Here is a 20140-nt window from a genome sequence, read left to right as displayed (position 1 = left end):
AACTTTATCTCATTTGAGTATGTATTAAATGTTGTACCTTTTTTGGCCATGAAAAATCCCCTCCAAGTAATAGTGTAACATCCATGTGTATACATGGTCTTTTTCACACTGTCTACCTAAAGGGGATAATATCAGTATGGCGGTCTTTTTTTTATTCTGCTATTTGCAAGTAGTAAGATTCCCGCCTCAAAATTCAGCTGAAGCAAAGAAGTTAGGTGTGAATCAGGCTGCTAGTTAAAAATTACGAAGATAGGAAAAAATCCCCACTAATTAAATTTTCAATTTATAATAGAAAAAGAAGTAATTTTAGAAGAATATTTATGGGGAGAAAGAGAACATGTATAAAATATTAATTGTAGAAGACGATGAGAAAATTGCGGGAATATTAGAGGAGCATTTAGAAAGGTATGGCTATCAATCATTTAGAGCAATTGATTTACGTCATATAAAAGATGAATTCGTAAAAGTGAATCCACATCTCGTATTACTGGATATCAATTTACCATATTTTGATGGTTTCTATTGGTGTCGTCAAATCCGCACTGTATCGAATGCGCCGATTATTTTTGTTTCTGCAAGAACAGGGGAAATGGATCAAGTAATGGCAATTGAAAATGGCGGAGATGATTACATTACAAAGCCATTCCATTTAGATATTGTCATGGCTAAGGTGAAAAGTGCACTTCGACGTGGGTATGGTGAGTATGCTTCTGCGGCAGAAAGTGATTGTTTAGGTGTGAATGGACTTTTGTTATGCCCGTCCCAACACGTTGTTGAGTGGCAAGGGCAACAAACAGAGCTGACAAAAAATGAATTTTACTTATTAGAGTGTTTAATGAAACAAGCGAATCAATATGTAACGCGTGAAGAATTGTTAGAAGCTCTGTGGGATGAAGTAGCTTTTGTTGATGATAATACACTGACTGTGAATGTAAAGCGCGTAAGGAAGAAACTAGAGGAGCTAGGTATTAAAAATGCGATTGTAACGAAACGTGGATACGGTTATGCGCTTCTTACAGAGTGGAGTGAAGGGCATGCAGGTTAAAAGTTACATCATAGACCGCTTTGCTTTACTTCTTTCTTATGTTGTAAGTCTTTGTTTATTTGGACTCGTATTGCAGTTGCAAAGTCTTTTAGAAAAAAGATCAATTGATTGGAGTACGTGGTTATACGGACTTTTATTAGGGACAGTTGTGTTTACTGTATACCTCATTTACGATTACCGAAAAAGAAGTGTTTTTTTAAAGAGAATCGAAAAATATGTTGCTGATGGAAATACATTACATGATTCTTTACTTATTGATACTTCGTATACGACAGAACAAGAGATGATCGTTGAATCTTTTACGCTATTAAGACAGCAATATATGAATGAAGTTCACAAACAGCATGCGAAAGAGCAACAGCAAATGATATTTATGAACCAATGGATTCATCAAATGAAGACACCAGTATCTGTTATTGAGTTACTCTTACAGAAGTTTGGTAAAGAGCATCGTGAAGCGAGAGCAACAGTTGAAAGTATTCGTGAAGAAAATAACCGTATACTAAATGGTTTAGATTTAGCGTTACATATGGCAAGGTTAGAGCAATTTGCGAAAGATTATAAAGTAGAAGTAGTAAATGTGATAGATATTATTCGAGGTATTATTAATGAAAATCGAAAGTCTTTCATTCAATCGTCTGTATTTCCGAAAGTAATGTTTGAAGAAGATACTTGTATGGTTGCATCTGATAGAAAATGGCTTAGTATTGCTATAGGGCAAATTGTTGTAAATGCAATTAAGTATACGAGAATTTCAGAAGCAGAGAAAAAGGAAATTCAATTTCAAATTGAAGAGAAAGATCAAAAGGTGTTATTACATATTAAAGACAATGGAATCGGTATTCCGGAGCAAGATGTAAAGCGTATATTTGATCCGTTCTTTACGGGGATAAATGGCCGTAAAACGAGAGAAGCGACTGGAATGGGTTTATATATTACGAAGGAAATTTGTGATAATTTACATCACGGTATTTATGTGCAATCGGCTGAAGGGGAAGGGACAACATTTACGTTCCAATTTGCAAAAGATGAAGAATATCATACATTAATGAGAAAAATGACAAAACTGTAAGATAACAAAACGTTTTGTAAGGGAAATCACTCGTTTCTTTTTCTTATTTTTCTTATAGTAAATGTAAGAAGAAAACACATAGGGGGATTAGAAATGAGTGTTCTTGAAGTAAAAGGATTAACGAAGGTGTATCAATCAAAAGGTTCAGTAGCGACGACTGCTTTAAATGATATAAATTTTAAAATAGAAGAAGGCGAATTTGTAGGGATTATGGGTCCTTCAGGAAGTGGAAAAACAACGCTTTTAAATTTATTAGCAACAATTGATAAGCAAACTTCAGGTCATGTGCTTGTAAATGGTGAAGAAATTAATCAAATGCGTGCTGCAAAATTAGCAGAGTTTCGTCGTACACATTTAGGATTCATTTTCCAAGATTTTAACTTACTTGATACGTTATCGATTAAAGAAAACATTATTTTACCGCTTGTAATGGCGAAAAAATCTGTAAATGAAATCGATGCGAAAGTACTAGAAATTGCGAAGTTTTTAAACATTGAAGAAATATTAAATAAAAAAGTATATGAAGTATCAGGCGGACAACAACAACGTGCAGCAGCTGCGAGAGCGATTATTCATGAACCGACGTTAATTTTAGCGGATGAGCCAACTGGAAACTTAGATTCTAAGTCGGCAAAATCATTAATGAGCGCGTTGCAAGATTTGCATGAACAAAAGAAAGTAACAATTGCAATGGTAACGCATGATCCAGTAGCGGCGAGTTATTGCGAACGTATTCTTTTCATACGTGATGGAGAGATTTTCTCAGAAATACATAAGGGAAGAACGAAACAAGCCTTTTTCCAAGAAATTTTGGACGTACTTGCGATGCTAGGAGGAGAATATCATGAACTTTCGCCAGCTCGCGCTTAATAACGTAAAAGGAAATTGGCGTAATTATAAAGCGTTTCTTATTAGCAGTTGTTTATCGATTGTCGTATTTTTCATGTATGCTTCCTTCATTTATCATCCAGATGTCGTAAGCGGTAATATTAGTATGAAGACGATGATTTCAAAAGGATTAGAATCGATGAATTATATTGTAGTCATCTTCTCAGCGCTCTTTATTTTATATGCAAATTCAACATTTTTACGAGCAAGAAAAAAAGAGTTTGGTCTATTAACATTAATAGGCGGAACGAAATCTCAACTTGGCCGAATGATTATATTAGAACAGCTTATGTTAGGTAGTATTGCAATTGTAGTAGGTATTGGACTTGGTATGCTTTGTTCAAAATTATTCTTCCAAGCATTAAGCGTAATATTGAAAATAGATAAAACACTTCCACTCGTATGGAATAGTAAAGCGGTTTTGATTACAGCGGGTGTATACTTTATTCTATTTTTAATTCTATCATTGTTTAGCGTTTGGACAGTAGGACGCTTGCAAATTATTGATTTATTAAGAGAAGCAAGAAAACAAAAAGTAGAACCTTTTGCATTTACATCGTTATGTGTAGCAGGAATAGGATGTATTATTGCCGCATATGTGCTTAGCTTCCAAGTGACATTTATGAATTTTATCATGCTGTTTTTACCGATTGTAGGGCTGACGATAGGCGGAACTTATTTGCTGTTTACACAAGGTAGTACAGTCGTATTAAAGGCGTTGCAAAAACGAAAAAAATCTTTTTATACATATCCAAATATGTTCGTACTTAGCAATCTTATTTATAAAATGAAAGATAATGCTCGTTTTTTATTTGTAATTTCTATCATTACGGCGGTTGTATCTTCAGCAGTCGGTACACTGTACGTATTCTTTGAAGATATGAGTTATAAGACAGTAACTAGTACCCCGCATGCTATTTCGTATGAGGAAAAGGGAATCAATACGCATAATGTTATAAAAGAAGGAAAAACAAAAGAATTAATAAAAAAACACGGATTTGAAGAAGCGCGAGAAGTAACGTATGTAAAACTTCCTGCAACTCAAAAGGTAACGATGTTTAACGGTGAACATGAGATGCCATTAGGGATTATATCTGAAAAGGAATATAATAAAGAAGCGCGTAAACAGAACGTGCCAGAAGTGCAAAATAAGCCGGGAAGTGCAACGATGGTTGTAATTGATATGATGAATGATATTGTCAAGCCGGATCTTACGAAGCCATTTGAATTTACATTGAACGGACAAAAACAGTATATTAAGCTAAATGATCCAGTATCAAAGTCTGTTTTTAATGATGATAGTTATTTAATTGTGAATGATGAGGATTTTGTAAAATATTCACAGCTCACAGCAGATGAAGAAAAGACGAAATATTATGGATATTACATTGAAGATTGGAAAGAAACAGAAAATCTTGTACTAGACTTAAAGAAAGAAATTGTGCAAGAACAACAACAGAATTTCCACAATTCCATCCTTACGTATAAAGCGATAAAGGAGCAAGGAGCAATTACAATGTTCATAGGCTTCTTTGTAGCTGTACTGTTCTTCTTCTTCGCTTGTAGTATGACATACTTTAAATGGTTTAACGATAAAGAACAAGATCGTATTCAATTTAAATCGTTAAAGAGAATTGGTATGACAGATAAAGAAATTCGTAAAATTGCAATTCGACAAATGGGCGTTATCTTCTTTATCCCGATTTTAATCGGTTCTATTCATAGCGGGTTTGCTCTTCATACGTTAGGAAAAATGCTTTATATTGATTTATGGAAATCAGGTGCGATTGTAATTGGGGCATACATTGTAGCTTCTGCAATTTACTTTATGATCGCGCAAAGAGGATATTTAAAACACGTAAAAAGCTAGGGAAACCTCTAGCTTTTTGCCTATGTAGTAAGTTACAGGGGGACGATAGATGAACATTCGGCAACTAGCGCTGCAAAATATAAAAGGAAATTGGCGTAATTATAAAGTGTTTTTCTTAAGTAGTTGTTTTGCGATATTTGCGTCTTTTGCATATATGTCGGTTATTGTGCATCCGTATATGCAGGAGACGATGTGGTATCAAAACGTACGCTGGGGACTTATTATATGTAATGTTATAATCATTTCTTTTTTCGTTATATTTATTTTGTACTCTACTTCTATTTTCATAGAGGCACGTAAGAAAGAATTAGGGTTATATATGTTAATGGGAGCAACGAAGTCTAACGTAATTGGAGTGATTATGACCGAGCAAATATTGATCGGGGTATTTGCTAATATTTTCGGTATTGGGCTTGGCATGATTTTTTTAAAGCTCTTCTTCATGGTGTTTAGTATGTTATTGGGGCTTCCGAAAGAACTCCCTGTCATATTTGACGTGAGAGCAATTGGGGGAACGTTTGTTACATATATGGTCGTTTTTATTGTCTTATCTTTTATAAGTGCTTTACGTATATGGAATATAAAAATCATTCGGTTATTGAAAGAATTTCGAGCAGATAAAAAAGAGAAGAAAACATCAATGTGGCTTTGTATATTTGGCTTTATTTGTTTAGGTATAGGATATGCGTTAGCGTTACAAACGACGATGCCAACGATAGCATTATACTTTTTCCCTGTGTCTATACTTGTCTTTTTCGGAACGTATTTTTCTTTTACACATGGTGTTAGCCAATTGTTAGAAGTGATAAAACGAAATAAAAAGATTATGTATACATATCCGTATTTATTTATAGTAAACCAATTGTCACATCGAATGAAGGAAAATGGACGCTTTTTCTTTCTGATGTCTATGGCAACGACGTTTGTAGTTACGGCAACAGGTACGGTGTTCTTATATTTTTCCGGTATGCAAGATATGTGGCGGGGCGGAGGAGTACACTCATTTTCATACATAGAAAAAGGTACTTCTTCTCATGAAGTCTTTGCGGAGGGGACGGTTGAACAATTATTACACCAATATGGGTATAATGATTTTCAATCTATGAGTTTTGTTGGAGTGTATGCATCATTTCAGTCCAATAAAGGAGAAACAGAGGTAGCGTCGCTTATAAAGGAAAGTGAATACAATCAAGAGGCGAGAAAACAAAAACAGAAAACGTATCACCCTAAAAAAGGAACCGTTACGCTTGTTTATTATAATGAACGTAATGATCCGAATGTATATAATCAAAAAGGAATCCAATTACAAGTAATGAAACAAACGTATCAATTCGCATTTAACGGTCAGAAAGAAGGGGTGCAATTTAACCATCATCCTTCGTACATTAATGGTCTATTTTTTGTCATGAATGATGAAGATTTTGCTAGTATAGCAAATCAGGTTCCTGAATCTGAAAAATTGATATATAGAGGCTACACATTACCGAATATCGAAAATACGAAGGAATTAAACGCTGGTTTACGGAAACATATGAACAAAGATACAAATGATGCATTTCGAAGTAATATGGAGCTATATGTGAATATGAAAGAGTTTGGCAATGTTACTCTATTTGTAGGCTCATTTATTAGTATATTATTCTTCCTTACTTCATGTAGCATCGTATATTTTAAATGGTTTCATAATATTGCATCGGATCGAAAACAGTACGGGGCACTTTCTAAACTTGGAATGACGAAGGAAGAAGTGTGGAAGGTTTCTCGTTGGCAATTATGTATGTTATTTTTTGCACCTATTATAGTAGGAAGTATGCATAGTGCAGTTGCGTTATATACATTTCATAATACGATTTTTATGGACGGTTCATTAAGAAAAGTAGGCTTGTTTATTCTGTATTATATCGCTGCATGCATCGTTTATTTCTTCTTCGCTCAAAGAGAATATAAGAAACATTTAGACTAGCGAATGCTAGTCTTTTTTTAATATTCGAAATTTACATAGAAGAATATAAAAAAGTATGGTATAACAGTAAGAAAACGAAAAAGAGGGGAAAAGACGATGATTCGAGTAGGATATTTAGGACCAGAAGCAACATTTACAAATATGGCGGTGAGTCGTTTTTTTCCGGAAGCAGAGCATGTACCGTATCGAACGATTCCGGATTGTATAGATGCAGCCGCAAATGAAAGTGTAGATTTCGCAGTCGTACCGTTAGAAAACGCAATAGAAGGTTCAGTAAATATAACGGTCGATTACCTCGTGCATGAGCAACCACTTTCTATTGTAGGAGAAATTACAGTGCCAATTCAGCAACATTTACTCGTACATCCGCAGTATGCAGAAGTGTGGGAAGAAGTATATGCAGTGCATTCTCATCCACATGCTATCGCACAATGTCATAAGTTTTTAAATGAAGAATTAAAAGGGGTAACTGTTCGAGACATGACATCAACAAGTGCTGCTGCACAATATGTGAAAGAACATCCTGAAGAAAAAATCGCTGCCATTGCAAATGAAGCAGCCGCAGAAAAATACGGATTAACAATTGTAAGACGTGACATTCATACGCATAAAAACAATCATACACGCTTCCTAGTGCTCCATAAGAAAAAGAAAGCAATACTCTCAAATAACGGAGAAAACCGCGGGGAGAAAACGACGCTTATGATAACGTTACCTGCAGATTATGCAGGGGCACTATATCAAGTGTTATCAGCTTTTGCATGGAGAAAATTAAATTTATCAAAAATCGAATCACGCCCGATGAAAACAGGACTCGGAAATTACTTTTTCTTAATCGATGTCGATAAAGCATACGATGACGTATTATTGCCAGGCGTAACGATGGAACTTGAAGCGCTCGGTTTTTCTGTTACTGTGCTGGGGAGCTATTCTTCTTATTGGTTGTAAAGGGTAAGGGAGAGTATTTGTCGTATTTTGTAGTTAAATCGATATAATTTCAGTCGATAATATACCGTCTGATAGATAAATAAAATCCCACCATTTATAGGTGGGATTCTTTACTTTAACTTAGCAAGACGATCCTCTAACTGACCACGCCAAATATTGGCTAGTTCAGGAACAGCAAGAATCTTTTCAATGCCATCTTTATCTTTTCTATTATGAAAATAAATTTCGTTAGAAAACAAAACAGATACATTGTTTGATGGACGTTTTAGCAATGTGATTTTAGAATCTTTACGTACAGTACCTTCTTGAAGAACGCGGCATAGGTAGCCAGTAAATCCAGTTGCTACAATGCGCGGCAGTATGCCAGGAATACCGAGGCGTTTTGAAATAGTGCTACAAGGTACTCTTGCTTGTGTCACTTGAATGATTGCTTCACCAAGTTGATATGTATCTCCGATGCAAACATCACGCTCTAACATATTTGTTACGGTAATGTTTTCGCCAAATGTGGAAGCTGGAAGCGTAGTTTGAAATTCCTCTTCCCATAGTGCGTAATGCTCGTGTGGGTACACACAAACAGCGCGATCAGGACCGCCGTGATGTTTTAAATCCGCTACGTCATCACCACGAAATCCGTCTTTTGAGAGAAAGGCCTCTTCTGTAGGATCTTTACATATACCTGTTATCATTTCTTTATCTTCGCCATATTTCATTTGTTTCGGTTTACCAGTACTAAAGTGAACGAGTTCAATTCCCATATTCGATCTCCTTTACGATTGATTACAATATTATAGCATTAAAAAAGCACAGAGAATTATAAAAACTCTGTGCTTTACATTAATAAACGAGAAATCCTGCTTTATCTAAAGCCTCGCAAGCAGCGTCTAATTTTTCTTTAGAATCTGCTTCAATTGTATGTAAGTGAATACCATCTGTAAGTTGCGAAAGATAGGAAGCATTTGTATTTTCGATTTTTTGTAAATATTGCTCTACATCAAATCGATTACTTACCATAATTGATGCTGTTAAGTCGCCGTATACAGGGTGCTCAACTTTTACGTCTTTAATCGTAACGCCATGATCAACAAGCATTGTAAGTTCTTGACGTACTTCTGCTGGTTTATGTTGGCATACAATCACGCGTTCAAAAGCCTGTTGCTTCTCCTGTGGTTTTAAATATAAATAGCCTTGAGCAGTTGCGATAATTGGCTCGTTTCTTGCTTTTAGTAAGGAGATATCTTGCACAATAACTTGTCTACTTACGTTTGTCTTCTTAGATAGTTCGTTTCCAGATAACGGTTCATTTGCAGCAAGCAGCCACTGAAGGATAAGTTGTCGTCTTTCTTCACCTAAAATCTTTTTTTGTTCATTTTGTTTCATTATGATTTAACACCTCTATAAAATTGATTTCCAATTGTGTGTAGTGCATGAATAGTAGTATCAATTTGTTCTTTCGTTGTTTGTTGTCCGAAAGAGAAGCGGACATATTGTTTAGCCTCTTCATACGTTCTTCCAATTGCAAGCATTGTTTTCGAAGGTTCTTGTTTACCAACTTGGCAAGCACTTCCGGTCGAGATGGCAATACCGCGGCGGTTGCATTCTAGCATTGTATATTGACCTTCTATTCCTTTTATTGTAACCCCAATAATATGTGGTAAACAAGAAGTAGAATGACCTTCTACTTCAATTTCTAGCGGAAGTGTTTGTAATTCCTCTAAAAAGTAGGATCGTAACTCTTTAAAACGTAAACTTTCTACCTGTTGATTTTTCAATATATTTTCAGCAGCTGTTAAAAAAGATGCGATGCCAGGAACGTTCACTGTGCCTGGGCGAAATCCTTTTTCGTGAGAAGTTCCCGGGAATATTTGTGCCCAGCGAACTTGTGGATTTATATAGCAAGCGCCGACACCTTTTGGACCGTATATTTTGTGTGCTGAAACAGAAAGACTATCAATTCCCATCTCAAAAACATGGATAGGCAGTTTACCAAACGTTTGCACACAATCCGTATGAAATAAAATATTATATGTTTTTAAAAGGGCCCCAATTTCTGCTATGTTTTGAACAGTCCCAATTTCAGAGTTTCCATGCTGTATACTTGCTAGTACAGTATCTTCTGTAATAGCTGCCTCTAAATCTACTAAACAAATGAGTCCGCTTTTATCAACAGGAATTTCAGTGATCATATAGCCTTTTGATTTTAGAGATTGAAAATAACTTCGAATGGATGCATGTTCCATAGGTGTCGTAATAATATGCTTCTTATTTCGGGCACTTAGAAGTGATTGAATCGCAAGATAGTTCGATTCCGATCCACAGCTTGTGAAAAATACTCCTTGTTCTTTGCCTCCAATCATTTCCGCAAATGTTTTTCGGCAAACTTGTAATAAAGAAGAAGCCGTTCCTCCAATATCATGTAAACTTTGTTCATTTCCGAAGTATTGCGAAGCTGCTTTCATATATGTTTGTAACGCTTCCTCGCTCATAGGTGTAGTAGCTGCATAGTCAAGATATATCATCATGTAAGTTCCTCTCTCTAGTAAGAGTTACATTTCTTTTACTTTTTAAATGGTAGTAGTGAAAATAAGAATTATAAAAAAACTCTTGTCATTATTTTAAAACTATGTAAATATAGGTGTCAAGACAGTTGAAAAGTGTAAAGTAGGAGGCAACAATTATGCCAAGTGCAGATGTCTTAATTATTGGAAGTGGCGTTGCGGCACTTCGTGTTGCAAAAGAGATTTGTCACGAAAAGAATGTGATTATTATCACAAAGGAGACGAAACGTAATAATAATACACATTTAGCTCAAGGTGGAATTGCCGCAGCGGTAGCGACATATGACAATCCTAATGATCATTTTGAAGATACGTTAGTAGCAGGGTGTCATTATAACAATGAAGAAGTGGTCCGTTATTTAGTCGAGGAAGGACCGAAAGAAATTAATAACCTTATTGAAAGAGGAATGAAATTTGATGGAGATGAAACAGGTCCTCATCTTGGAAAAGAAGGGGCGCATCGAAAACGTCGTATTTTACATGCAGGTGGCGATGCAACAGGAAAGAATTTATTAGAGCATCTTATTCAAGAAGTAGCTCCATACGTTACGGTAGTGGAACAGGAAATGGTGCTCGATTTTATTATAGAAAAAGATAAATGTGTTGGGGCTTTAACTCGCAACAATAAAGGAGAACTGAAACGTTACAATGCAGATTATACGGTGTTAGCTTCAGGCGGTATTGGCGGTTTATACGCCTTTACTTCTAATGATGAGACAATTACAGGCGATGGACTTGCAATGGTGTACCGCGCAGGTGGGGAACTTGTAGATTTAGAGTTTATACAATTTCATCCGACGATGTTATACGCGGGTGGGCGTTGTTCCGGTCTCGTGTCCGAAGCTGTTCGCGGAGAAGGAGCTGTCCTTATAAATGGAAAAGGACAGCGTTTTATGATGGAGATACATCCTGAACAGGATCTAGCCCCGCGTGATGTAGTGGCTAGGGCTATTCATGAACAGCTACTTGAGGGTGAAAAAGTGTACTTAAACATCGAAATGATTCAAAACTTTGAACAACGCTTTCCGACCGTGTCATCGATATGTAAAACAAATGGAGTCGATATAAATAAAAAACTTATTCCGATCGTGCCCGGTACTCATTTTCACATGGGCGGCGTGAAAACGAACTGTGATGGAGAGACGTCTATTCTGAACTTATACGCAGTCGGTGAAGTAGCTTGTAACGGGGTTCATGGTGCAAATAGATTAGCGAGTAATTCATTATTAGAAGGTCTTGTGTTTGGAAAAAGAATCGGACGACACATTTTATCTAGAGAGACAAAAGAAAAGGTGAACATGCTAGCCGAAAAGGAAGCAAAGTTTATCGTTCTGAATCATTTACCGACGAAAGAAGAAATACAAAAATGCATGATGAAATATGTTGGGATTGTGCGAACAGAGCAAAGTTTATCTTATGCGAAGAGATGGCTTAGTAAGTATGGTGTTCGAAATATGATATTACAACATGATGTTCTTACGAATGAAGAGATAACGCTTATTAATATGTTAACGGTTTGTGAGCTTATAGTTGTGTCAGCCTTGCAAAGAGAAGAAAGTATTGGCGGGCATTACCGGAGTGATTATCCAGATAGAAATATAGGAAAGAAAGAGATTGTTCGAGTAAAGAGAAAACTACAAATTGTGTGATGAGGGGAAGAGGGGCTTTATGAACACGATAAAAGTTAAAGAAGCATTAAATCGATTTTTTTTAGAAGATATAGGGGAAAGAGATGTAACATCTCAGCTTATTTTTCCAGATAACTTGCTTTCGAAAGGAGCGTTTCTTGCGAAGGATACAGGGGTCTTTGCAGGACGTTTAGTAATTGAATCAGGATTTAAATTAATTGATGAGAGAATTGAAGTAGAGCTTCATAAAAAAGATGGGGATCTTGTAGAAAAAGGCGAAATCATTGCAACTGTGCAAGGTCCAATTGCCTCGTTATTAACAGCAGAGCGCGTTATATTAAACGTTATTCAGCGTATGAGTGGGATAGCCACGATGACACGTAAAGCGGTTCTTGCGTTAGATAGTAGTCATACTCGCATTTGTGATACGCGAAAAACGATGCCTGGGCTACGTATGTTTGATAAATATGCAGTCGTGTGCGGAGGTGGATTTAACCACCGCTTCGGTTTATATGACGGTGTCATGATTAAAGACAATCATATTGCGTTTGCTGGTTCTATTACAAAAGCTATTACATCGGTGAAAGAAAAATTAGGACATATGGTGAAAGTAGAAGTGGAAACAGAAACGGAGGAGCAAGTGAGAGAGGCAGTAGCAGCCGGTGCGGATATTATTATGTTTGATAACCGTACGCCAGATGAAATTCGAGAGTTTTCAAAGATTGTGCCAAGCGCCATTGTTACGGAAGCGTCAGGTGGCATTACAGTTGAAGATTTATCGAAATATGGAAAAACAGGGGTAGATTATATTTCACTTGGATTGTTAACACATTCAGTGAAAGCACTTGATATTAGTTTCAATATTGAAGCGTAAGGAAAGTGGCTTAGAGGGGGAGAAAGGTATATGAGTATTTTAGAAAAAGTACAGCCAATTGAAACGATGTTACCAGAGCGTTATTACACAATGTCAACGGAAAATATGGAAAAGCGTGTTCGTGAAATTAAAGAAAAAATGGGGAAAACGTTATTTATTCCAGGGCATCATTATCAAAAGGATGAAGTTGTACAATTTTCTGATGCAGCAGGGGACTCACTTCAGCTTGCGCAAGTTGCAGCGAGTAATAAAGAAGCAAAATACATTGTGTTTTGTGGTGTGCACTTTATGGCAGAAACAGCAGATATGTTAACGACAGATGAACAAGTTGTCATCTTACCAGATATGCGCGCAGGTTGTTCAATGGCGGACATGGCAGATATTGAACAAACAGAAAGAGCGTGGAAAGAGCTCACGAAGTTATTTGGAGATACGATGATTCCGTTAACGTATGTAAATTCTACAGCTGCAATTAAAGCGTTTTGCGGTCGTAATGGTGGAGCGACAGTAACTTCTTCAAATGCAAAACAATTGGTTTCTTGGGCGTTTACACAAAAAGAGCGTCTTGTCTTTTTACCAGACCAACATTTAGGAAGAAATACAGCGTACGATTTAGGTATTCCGTTAGATAAAATGGCGGTATGGGATCCACATACAGATTCATTAGAATACGATGGAAACATAGAAGAAATCCAAGTGATTTTATGGAAAGGACATTGTTCAGTTCATCAAAACTTTACAGTGACAAATATTGAAAGTGTGCGGAAAAATCATCCGGATATGAATATTATTGTACATCCAGAATGTTGCTATGAAGTTGTAGCCGCTTCCGACTATGCAGGTTCAACGAAATACATTATTGATATGATTGAATCAGCTCCAGTTGGAAGTAAATGGGCAATTGGTACAGAAATGAATTTAGTGAACCGAATTATTCAGCAACATCCAGATAAAGAAATTGTTTCACTTAATCCATTTATGTGTCCGTGCTTAACGATGAATCGAATTGACCTCCCTCACTTACTATGGGTGCTTGAAACGGTAGAAGGCGGAGAAGAGATTAACGTTATTAGCGTAGACAAACAAGTAACGAAAGAAGCAGTTCTCGCATTAAATCGTATGTTAGAGCGTGTTTAAAGCAACGGGAATACCGTTGCTTTTTTTCATACATATAATCATAACGAGAGCGAAATGGGCATACATTGTTTTGAAGAAATCATTGTGGTTTTTATGCCTATTCCACTTCCAACTATATTGAAAATAGAAGAAGTGATAAAAGTGAAAAGAAGTTAATGTTATTTAGAAAGGGTTACTTCATGAGATTTGTTACTTATAGATAAGTTATACAGGAGGGGGAAAATTTGAAAATTCATATCGTGCAAAAAGGGGATACCCTTTGGAAAATTGCGAAAAAGTACGGAGTGGATTTTGACACGCTGAAAAAAACAAATACACAGCTTAGTAATCCAGATTTAATCATGCCAGGTATGAAAATTAAAGTACCATCAAACGGCGTCCACGTGAAACAGCAAGCTGGAGCAGGATCAGCACCTCCAAAGCAATACGTAAAAGAAGTGCAACAAAAAGAATTTGCAGCAACACCAACGCCGCTTGGAATAGAAGATGAGGAAGAAGTTACGTATCAATCGGCACCAATTACCCAGCAGCCCGCTATGCAACAAACACAAAAAGAAGTGCAAGTAAAACCGCAAAAAGAAGTACAGATAAAACCACAAAAGGAAATGCAAGTGAAGCCGCAAAAAGAAGTACAGGTGAAACCACAAAAAGAAGTGCAAAAAGAACAGCCAATTCAAAAAGAAAAACCAGCTGAAAAACCGTCTGTTATTCAAAAGCCACCTGTTATAGAAAAACAAAAACCGGCGGAAAAAGAAAATACGAAGTTTTCGATAAATGTATTACCACAGCCGCCGCAACCGCCAATAAAAACGAAAAAAGAATATAAAATTTCAGATGTAATTAAAAAAGGAAGCGAGTTAATTGCTCCACAAATTACGAAAATGAAACCTAACAACGTCATTTCTCCGCAAACGAAAAAGGATAATATAGTATCACCGCAAGTAAAGAAAGAAAATGTAGGAAACATAGTATCGCCGCAAGTGAAGAAAGAAAATGTAGGAAACATAGTATCACCGCAAGTAAAGAAAGAAAATGTAGGGAATATAGTATCGCCGCAAGTAAAGAAAGAAAATGTAGGGAATATAGTATCGCCGCAAGTGAAGAAAGAAAATGTAGGGAATATAGTATCGCCGCAAGTGAAGAAAGAAAATGTAGGGAATATAGTGTCACCGCAAGTAAAGAAAGAAAATGTAGGAAGCATAGTATCACCAAATGTATCGAAAGAAAATGTAGTTATCCCACAAGTCATACCGCCAAATATTCAAGTACCAAATATAATGCCAATGTTGGATAACAATCAACCACCAAACATAATGCCAATGTTGGATAACAATCAACCACCAAACATAATGCCAATAATGGATAACAACCAACCACCAAACATAATGCCGATTATGGATAACAATCAAATGCCGAATATGATGCCGATTATGGATAATAACCAAATGCCAAATATGATGCCGATTATGGATAATAACCAAATGCCAAATATGATGCCGATTATGGATAACAATCAAATGCCAAATATGATGCCGATTATGGATAATAACCAAATGCCGAATATGATGCCGATTATGGATAATAACCAAATGCCGAATATGATGCCGATTATGGATAACAATCAAATGCCGAATATGATGCCGATTATGGATAACAATCAAATGCCGAATATGATGCCGATCATGGATAATAACCAAATGCCGAATATGATGCCGATCATGGATAATAATCAACCACCGAATATGATGCCATATCAAATGCCGTATCAACAGCCGATGATGCCGCCAAATCCATATTATCAACAACAAAACCCATATTACAATATGCCGTATCAGCAAGGGGCACCTTTTGGACCACAGTATACGTCTATGCCAAATCCAAATATGATGCCAATGGATAATAATATGCCGCCACTCATACAAGGTGAGGAAGATTGTGGATGCGGAGGAGAGAGTAGGTTATATAGTCCGCAGCCTGGGGGACCACAATACGCTAATCCTTTATATTATCAACCAACGCAGTCTGCATATGCACCACAGCCAGGGACGATGTATTATCAACCAGATCCACCAAATGTATTTGGAGAGCCAGTCGCAGAAGAAGAGGACGAAGAAGAAGTTTAAAAAAAGGTGGGATTATTCCCACCTTTTTTGTATGTAGAATTGTTTTGAAAACGGAAGATTTACATCAAGTGTTAGAAAATTCCCAGTGAAATATTAACAGTGTAAAAACCTTCTCTGTTACTCATCATAAGAGGGAGCTTTTCAGAAGAGAAGTTCATTCTAACAGAGGGGGTTTTTGTATTGAATACGAAAGTAAAAGTGATTGCTGCTTCTTTGTTAGTTACCAGTGCATTAGCTGCATGTGGTACACCAAAAGATAACAATGCGATGGATGGACGTAACTACAATTACGAGCGTACATCTTATAATGATACACATCAGTATCGTGATAATGTAGCGCGTAACGATCGTTATACAGATTATGTAACATATAGAAACGGTCGTAACGATACAGGATATAATAATTATTACCGTGATGTAAATTACAACGGGCAAATTGCTAATCCGCATCCAACTCGTAATATTACAATGAACAATTCATACATTAACAATGATGGTAAAACTGCAGAAAGAATTACAAATCGTGTGAAACGTATGAATAACGTAGACCGCGTGTCTACGGTTGTATATGGAAACGACGTAGCGATTGCAGTAAAACCACGTAACACAGCGACAAATGAAACGGCGATGGCGAACGAAATTCGTCAAGCGGTTTCAAATGAAGTTGGAAACAGAAACGTATATGTTTCTGTAAGAAATGATATGTTTACTCGTGTCGATGCAATGAGTACGCGTCTACGTAACGGTACAGTTACAAACGATTTTAATCGTGACATAGTGAATATGTTCCGAGACATTCGTTACGGTTTAACTGGTACAGTGCGATAGCAAAACAAAAGAGGAAGGGATTGCCCTTCCTCTTTATTCATCGTTATCTTGTAAACGACGTTTTTTAATAAAATAACTAACGGAATAAGAAACTAAAAAGCATATGAAGAAAATACTACCAGCTAGAAGTGCTTCAAACAGAGGTCTTTCTGGACTGAAAATGATATAAATAATAACTATGATAGTTGCTACAATAAGAGAGCGTAAGACAAGTTTGTAATAAGGAGTTAATTTTATTTCTTTTTCGCCTTCTTCTACATCGATTGAAACACTTAACTGTAAATAACTAAGTACGATACTTGTAAGGATAAATAATAACCATAATGGAGATTTCGTAATTTGATCCATTCCTTCAGTGAATCCGATATAGCCTAAAATGCCAATTATACCAAGCGATTGAAAAAGAAAGGCAATACGTATGTTTTTTAATGTTTTCAGAATGAGACGTTCATCCTTTATTTTTTTCACAATATCCATCTCCTGTTTATTATGATTTCGCTGTCACATCAATTGAAACATATAAATTACATTTATCAATTTATAATTTACATAAAGTTCGTTTGGGTGAAAGAGAAAATAAAATATTTTTATAAACATGTTGCACTTATACGTTATTAATGTTATATTAGCAAAGCGATGAGCTAATTTACGTAAGACGAGAGATATGCTTAAGTGCTAAACACGCGAATGTGGTCGCCTGGTCTCTCGCCGTAAACGCATCAAGACGCCTGCTTGCAGGCGTCTTTCATTTTATATAAAAACAAATGCTAATGCAGATAAGGATAAAACCTTATCTGCATTTTTTATTTTTGAGAGAAATGTAATGTGGTTGTTTATATGGATAAAACCTCCACTTTCGGCAAAACTACTAATGAAAGTTTGATTTTGCCTAAAAGAGGTGAACGGAAATGAAATGGATACTGATTGCAGTGCAAGCTTTCGTGATGATGTTTTGTTTAGCCTATGAAACGAGTGTGAGGGCGGAAGGACCAGTACCAGAAGTAACAGAAAAAGAACCTGAAGTTACAATTTTATTAGAGCGTATGTATGTTGATGGAGAAGTAAGTGAAGAAATATTTACAGAAAAAGTAGCGGATTTAGAAAAGTTTTTACAGAAATATAAAGAATGGCAACTCGTTGATCGTGATGATGTACAAATTGTATTGCAAAAGAAAGTGGACGATATTTCTCCGTTATTGAAGACGAGCGGCTATTTTGGTGTTTCAGAGGAAGGGATATTACAAATTTTCAAGGGTGTACCAAAAAGCGATAATGCGATTCATTCTTTCTTTCAAATTGATATGAAAAAACTTGAGAGTTATGAGCGTGCGAAATTGAAACGTGGTATTCGTATAAAATCAAAAGAAAGTTTTGTGAAGACGATTGAAAAAATGAGGCAATATGCAGTGCAAAATAAGAAAAAAAGCAGCTCATGGTGAGCTGCTTTTTCTTACTTGTTTTTAGCTAAAATTTCTTTTGCGATTTCATCAATTAGCATATCTTTTCCGATTGGATTGAATGCTTTCGTATTGAAGATTTCATTCGATACTTCATATACGTGATTGTTTTTTACTGCTTTATTGTCTTTCCAAACAGCACTATTTTTATAGTCTTCGTACACTTTATCAGCCTCGCCGCCGAAGTTTACAATAAACATTTGATCAGGTTGGAATGCAACAAGCCCTTCTAATGATACTTGCGCCATCGTTTGTTTTAAATCTGTACCTTTTGTTGCTGGAAGTTTTAAGTCGTTAAAGATGATGTCACCGTATCCGAAGCTACCGTATACACGGAAGTTTTGTGGTGTAACTGCGACAAACATAAAGTTTTCATCTTTTGTTTTTTCTTTAATTTTTTTAGATAAAGAGTCTGCTTTTTTATCGTAGTCGGCAATCCATTTGTCAGCTTTCTTTTCTTCATCAAATAGTTTACCTACTTCTTTAAACTTACCGCGCCAGTCTTCTAAGTTTGTTTCTAGAACAACAGTCGGTGCAACCTTTTCTAATTGATCATAAATTTTTAATTGACGATTATTTAAAATAATTAAGTCCGGTTTTAAAGCTGTAACAGCTTCTAAATCAACTTTAGGTGCCCAGTACCAGCCAACTGCTTTTACGCCATCTAGCTTGTCTGTTAAGTGATTTTGGATTTTATCTTTATATGTATTTGCTGTACCAACAGGTTTGTGTCCAAGAAGTAATAACTCTTCTGTTGATCCAGATAAGTCAACAATTCTCTTTGGATTTACTGGAATTGTAGCTTCCCCTTTAGCGTGTTTCACAACTTTTGTTTTCGGTTGTTCTTTTGCTTTTGACGCTTCTTTTTGAGAAGAACAGCCAACGATAGAAAGAACGACTAGCATAATAGTTAATAAAATAAATAACTTACGTTTCATCCTGATGTAACCCCTTTAATTAGTATTGATAATCATTATCGACTCCTGTATATTAAGGTGCTTTATCCTTTCTGTCAATGGAAAATAACAGAAGTTTTAAACAGAGAACATTTGTTGGGGTAGTCTCGCTTTTCTATCATTAAATATGTTAAAATGGAATACATGATTTAAGAGGGAGAGATCGTATTTTGTTTGAATATGTTACAGGTTACGTGGAGTATGTAGGACCGGAATATGTCGTAATTGACCATAATGGAATTGGGTACCAAATTTTCACACCAAATCCGTATGTATTTCAAAGAAGTAAGCAAGAAATCCGTGTCTATACATATCATTATGTGAGAGAAGATATTATGGCACTTTACGGGTTTAAAACACGTGAAGAGCGTTTATTATTTACAAAATTGTTAGGTGTGTCTGGCATTGGGCCAAAAGGCGCTCTTGCGATTTTAGCTTCTGGTCAAACAGGACAGGTCGTTCAAGCGATTGAACATGAAGATGAGAAGTTTTTAGTGAAATTCCCGGGCGTCGGAAAGAAAACAGCGCGCCAAATGATTTTAGATTTAAAAGGAAAACTAGCAGATGTTGTACCAGATGCATTTGTTGATTTGTTCTCAGATGTTGAAAGTTTTGATGAGAAGAAAGGTTCCTCAGTTGAACTTGATGAAGCACTGGAAGCACTGCGTGCACTTGGTTATGCAGAACGGGAAGTTTCTCGTGTTGTACCAGAGTTATTAAAAGAATCATTAACGACGGATCAATATATTAAAAAGGCACTTAGTCTTTTACTAAATGGTAAGAGGTGAGTATA

The 20140-nt window shown here is 36.2% G+C and carries 17 protein-coding genes and 1 pseudogene; 13 read left to right on the top strand and 5 right to left on the bottom strand.

Annotation, left to right across the window (positions count from 1 at the left end; genetic code table 11):
- Positions 1 to 337 precede the first annotated feature (337 nt).
- The 6 genes from JDS92_RS08930 (at position 338) to pheA (ending at position 7786) form a co-directional block, all read left to right on the top strand.
- Positions 338 to 1045 carry a response regulator transcription factor gene (locus JDS92_RS08930; protein WP_199631831.1) on the top strand — a complete coding sequence of 236 codons (708 nt, stop codon included), beginning with the start codon at positions 338 to 340 and terminating at the stop codon, positions 1043 to 1045.
- Complete coding sequence (locus JDS92_RS08925; RefSeq protein WP_199631830.1) at positions 1035 to 2117, top strand: HAMP domain-containing histidine kinase; 1083 nt, start codon at positions 1035 to 1037, stop codon at positions 2115 to 2117. Before JDS92_RS08930 ends, JDS92_RS08925 begins: the two co-directional genes overlap by 11 nt.
- A gap of 93 nt (positions 2118 to 2210) precedes the next feature.
- Positions 2211 to 2987 carry an ABC transporter ATP-binding protein gene (locus JDS92_RS08920; RefSeq protein ID WP_000114530.1) on the top strand — a complete coding sequence of 259 codons (777 nt, stop codon included), beginning with the start codon at positions 2211 to 2213 and terminating at the stop codon, positions 2985 to 2987.
- The gene (locus JDS92_RS08915) at positions 2962 to 4875 is read left to right on the top strand and encodes an ABC transporter permease (RefSeq protein WP_097957295.1); all 1914 of its coding nucleotides are present in this window, start codon (positions 2962 to 2964) and stop codon (positions 4873 to 4875) included. Before JDS92_RS08920 ends, JDS92_RS08915 begins: the two co-directional genes overlap by 26 nt.
- Before the next feature lie 49 nt (positions 4876 to 4924).
- The gene (locus JDS92_RS08910; RefSeq protein ID WP_199631829.1) at positions 4925 to 6838 is read left to right on the top strand and encodes an ABC transporter permease; all 1914 of its coding nucleotides are present in this window, start codon (positions 4925 to 4927) and stop codon (positions 6836 to 6838) included.
- Between the two features lie 96 nt (positions 6839 to 6934).
- Positions 6935 to 7786: a prephenate dehydratase gene (gene pheA / locus JDS92_RS08905; RefSeq protein ID WP_052943870.1), complete on the top strand. Its 852-nt coding sequence runs from the start codon at positions 6935 to 6937 to the stop codon at positions 7784 to 7786.
- A gap of 110 nt (positions 7787 to 7896) precedes the next feature.
- Here the strand turns inward: pheA and JDS92_RS08900 are convergent, their stop codons facing one another.
- The 3 genes from JDS92_RS08900 to JDS92_RS08890 all read right to left on the bottom strand — a co-directional run bounded on the left by JDS92_RS08900 (position 7897) and on the right by JDS92_RS08890 (position 10308).
- A complete protein-coding gene (locus JDS92_RS08900; protein WP_000510705.1) occupies positions 7897 to 8544 on the bottom strand; it encodes an MOSC domain-containing protein in 648 nt (215 codons plus the stop codon).
- Between the two features lie 79 nt (positions 8545 to 8623).
- Positions 8624 to 9166, bottom strand: a complete 543-nt coding sequence (locus JDS92_RS08895) for a transcription repressor NadR (RefSeq protein ID WP_000812272.1) — start codon at positions 9164 to 9166, stop codon at positions 8624 to 8626.
- Positions 9166 to 10308, bottom strand: a complete 1143-nt coding sequence (locus JDS92_RS08890) for an IscS subfamily cysteine desulfurase (RefSeq protein WP_199631828.1) — start codon at positions 10306 to 10308, stop codon at positions 9166 to 9168. The genes JDS92_RS08895 and JDS92_RS08890 overlap by 1 nt, the downstream gene beginning before the upstream one ends.
- A gap of 155 nt (positions 10309 to 10463) precedes the next feature.
- Between JDS92_RS08890 and nadB the strand changes: the two genes are divergently transcribed.
- The 5 genes and pseudogenes from nadB to JDS92_RS08865 all read left to right on the top strand — a co-directional run bounded on the left by nadB (position 10464) and on the right by JDS92_RS08865 (position 16934).
- Entirely contained in the window at positions 10464 to 11993 is a 1530-nt protein-coding gene (gene nadB / locus JDS92_RS08885) for an L-aspartate oxidase (RefSeq protein ID WP_052943868.1), read from the top strand.
- Between the two features lie 19 nt (positions 11994 to 12012).
- On the top strand, positions 12013 to 12846 hold the full coding sequence (gene nadC, locus JDS92_RS08880) for a carboxylating nicotinate-nucleotide diphosphorylase (protein ID WP_001092204.1): 834 nt from the start codon (positions 12013 to 12015) through the stop codon (positions 12844 to 12846).
- 30 nt (positions 12847 to 12876) lie between these two features.
- Positions 12877 to 13983, top strand: coding sequence for a quinolinate synthase NadA (gene nadA, locus JDS92_RS08875; protein ID WP_199631827.1), 1107 nt, complete (start codon positions 12877 to 12879; stop codon positions 13981 to 13983).
- 224 nt (positions 13984 to 14207) lie between these two features.
- Positions 14208 to 14370, top strand: a pseudogene (gene safA / locus JDS92_RS31515) (SafA/ExsA family spore coat assembly protein); the annotation flags it as partial.
- A 1916-nt stretch (positions 14371 to 16286) separates the two neighbouring features.
- On the top strand, positions 16287 to 16934 hold the full coding sequence (locus JDS92_RS08865; RefSeq protein ID WP_001093526.1) for a YhcN/YlaJ family sporulation lipoprotein: 648 nt from the start codon (positions 16287 to 16289) through the stop codon (positions 16932 to 16934).
- Between the two features lie 33 nt (positions 16935 to 16967).
- Here JDS92_RS08865 and JDS92_RS08860 read toward each other — a convergent pair whose 3' ends face one another.
- Positions 16968 to 17411 (bottom strand): hypothetical protein, encoded by a 444-nt coding sequence (locus tag JDS92_RS08860; RefSeq protein ID WP_015000989.1) that lies wholly within the window; start codon positions 17409 to 17411, stop codon positions 16968 to 16970.
- Positions 17412 to 17842: 431 nt separating this feature from the next.
- Here JDS92_RS08860 and JDS92_RS08855 point away from each other — a divergent pair, with 431 nt between their 5' ends.
- Positions 17843 to 18373: a BofC C-terminal domain-containing protein gene (locus tag JDS92_RS08855; protein ID WP_000871203.1), complete on the top strand. Its 531-nt coding sequence runs from the start codon at positions 17843 to 17845 to the stop codon at positions 18371 to 18373.
- Positions 18374 to 18384: 11 nt separating this feature from the next.
- Here the strand turns inward: JDS92_RS08855 and JDS92_RS08850 are convergent, their stop codons facing one another.
- Positions 18385 to 19329, bottom strand: coding sequence for an iron-hydroxamate ABC transporter substrate-binding protein (locus JDS92_RS08850; protein WP_000823617.1), 945 nt, complete (start codon positions 19327 to 19329; stop codon positions 18385 to 18387).
- 188 nt (positions 19330 to 19517) lie between these two features.
- On the opposite strand from JDS92_RS08850, the gene ruvA reads away from it, so the two are divergent.
- Positions 19518 to 20135: a Holliday junction DNA helicase RuvA gene (gene ruvA / locus JDS92_RS08845; RefSeq protein ID WP_000464514.1), complete on the top strand. Its 618-nt coding sequence runs from the start codon at positions 19518 to 19520 to the stop codon at positions 20133 to 20135.
- Positions 20136 to 20140 lie beyond the last annotated feature (5 nt).

It is taken from the genome of Bacillus cereus group sp. N12 (assembly GCF_016483575.1).
Taxonomy (GTDB): domain Bacteria; phylum Bacillota; class Bacilli; order Bacillales; family Bacillaceae_G; genus Bacillus_A; species Bacillus_A toyonensis.
Note: the sequence above shows the minus strand (reverse complement) of the source record. Positions and strands in the feature narration are given on the sequence as shown.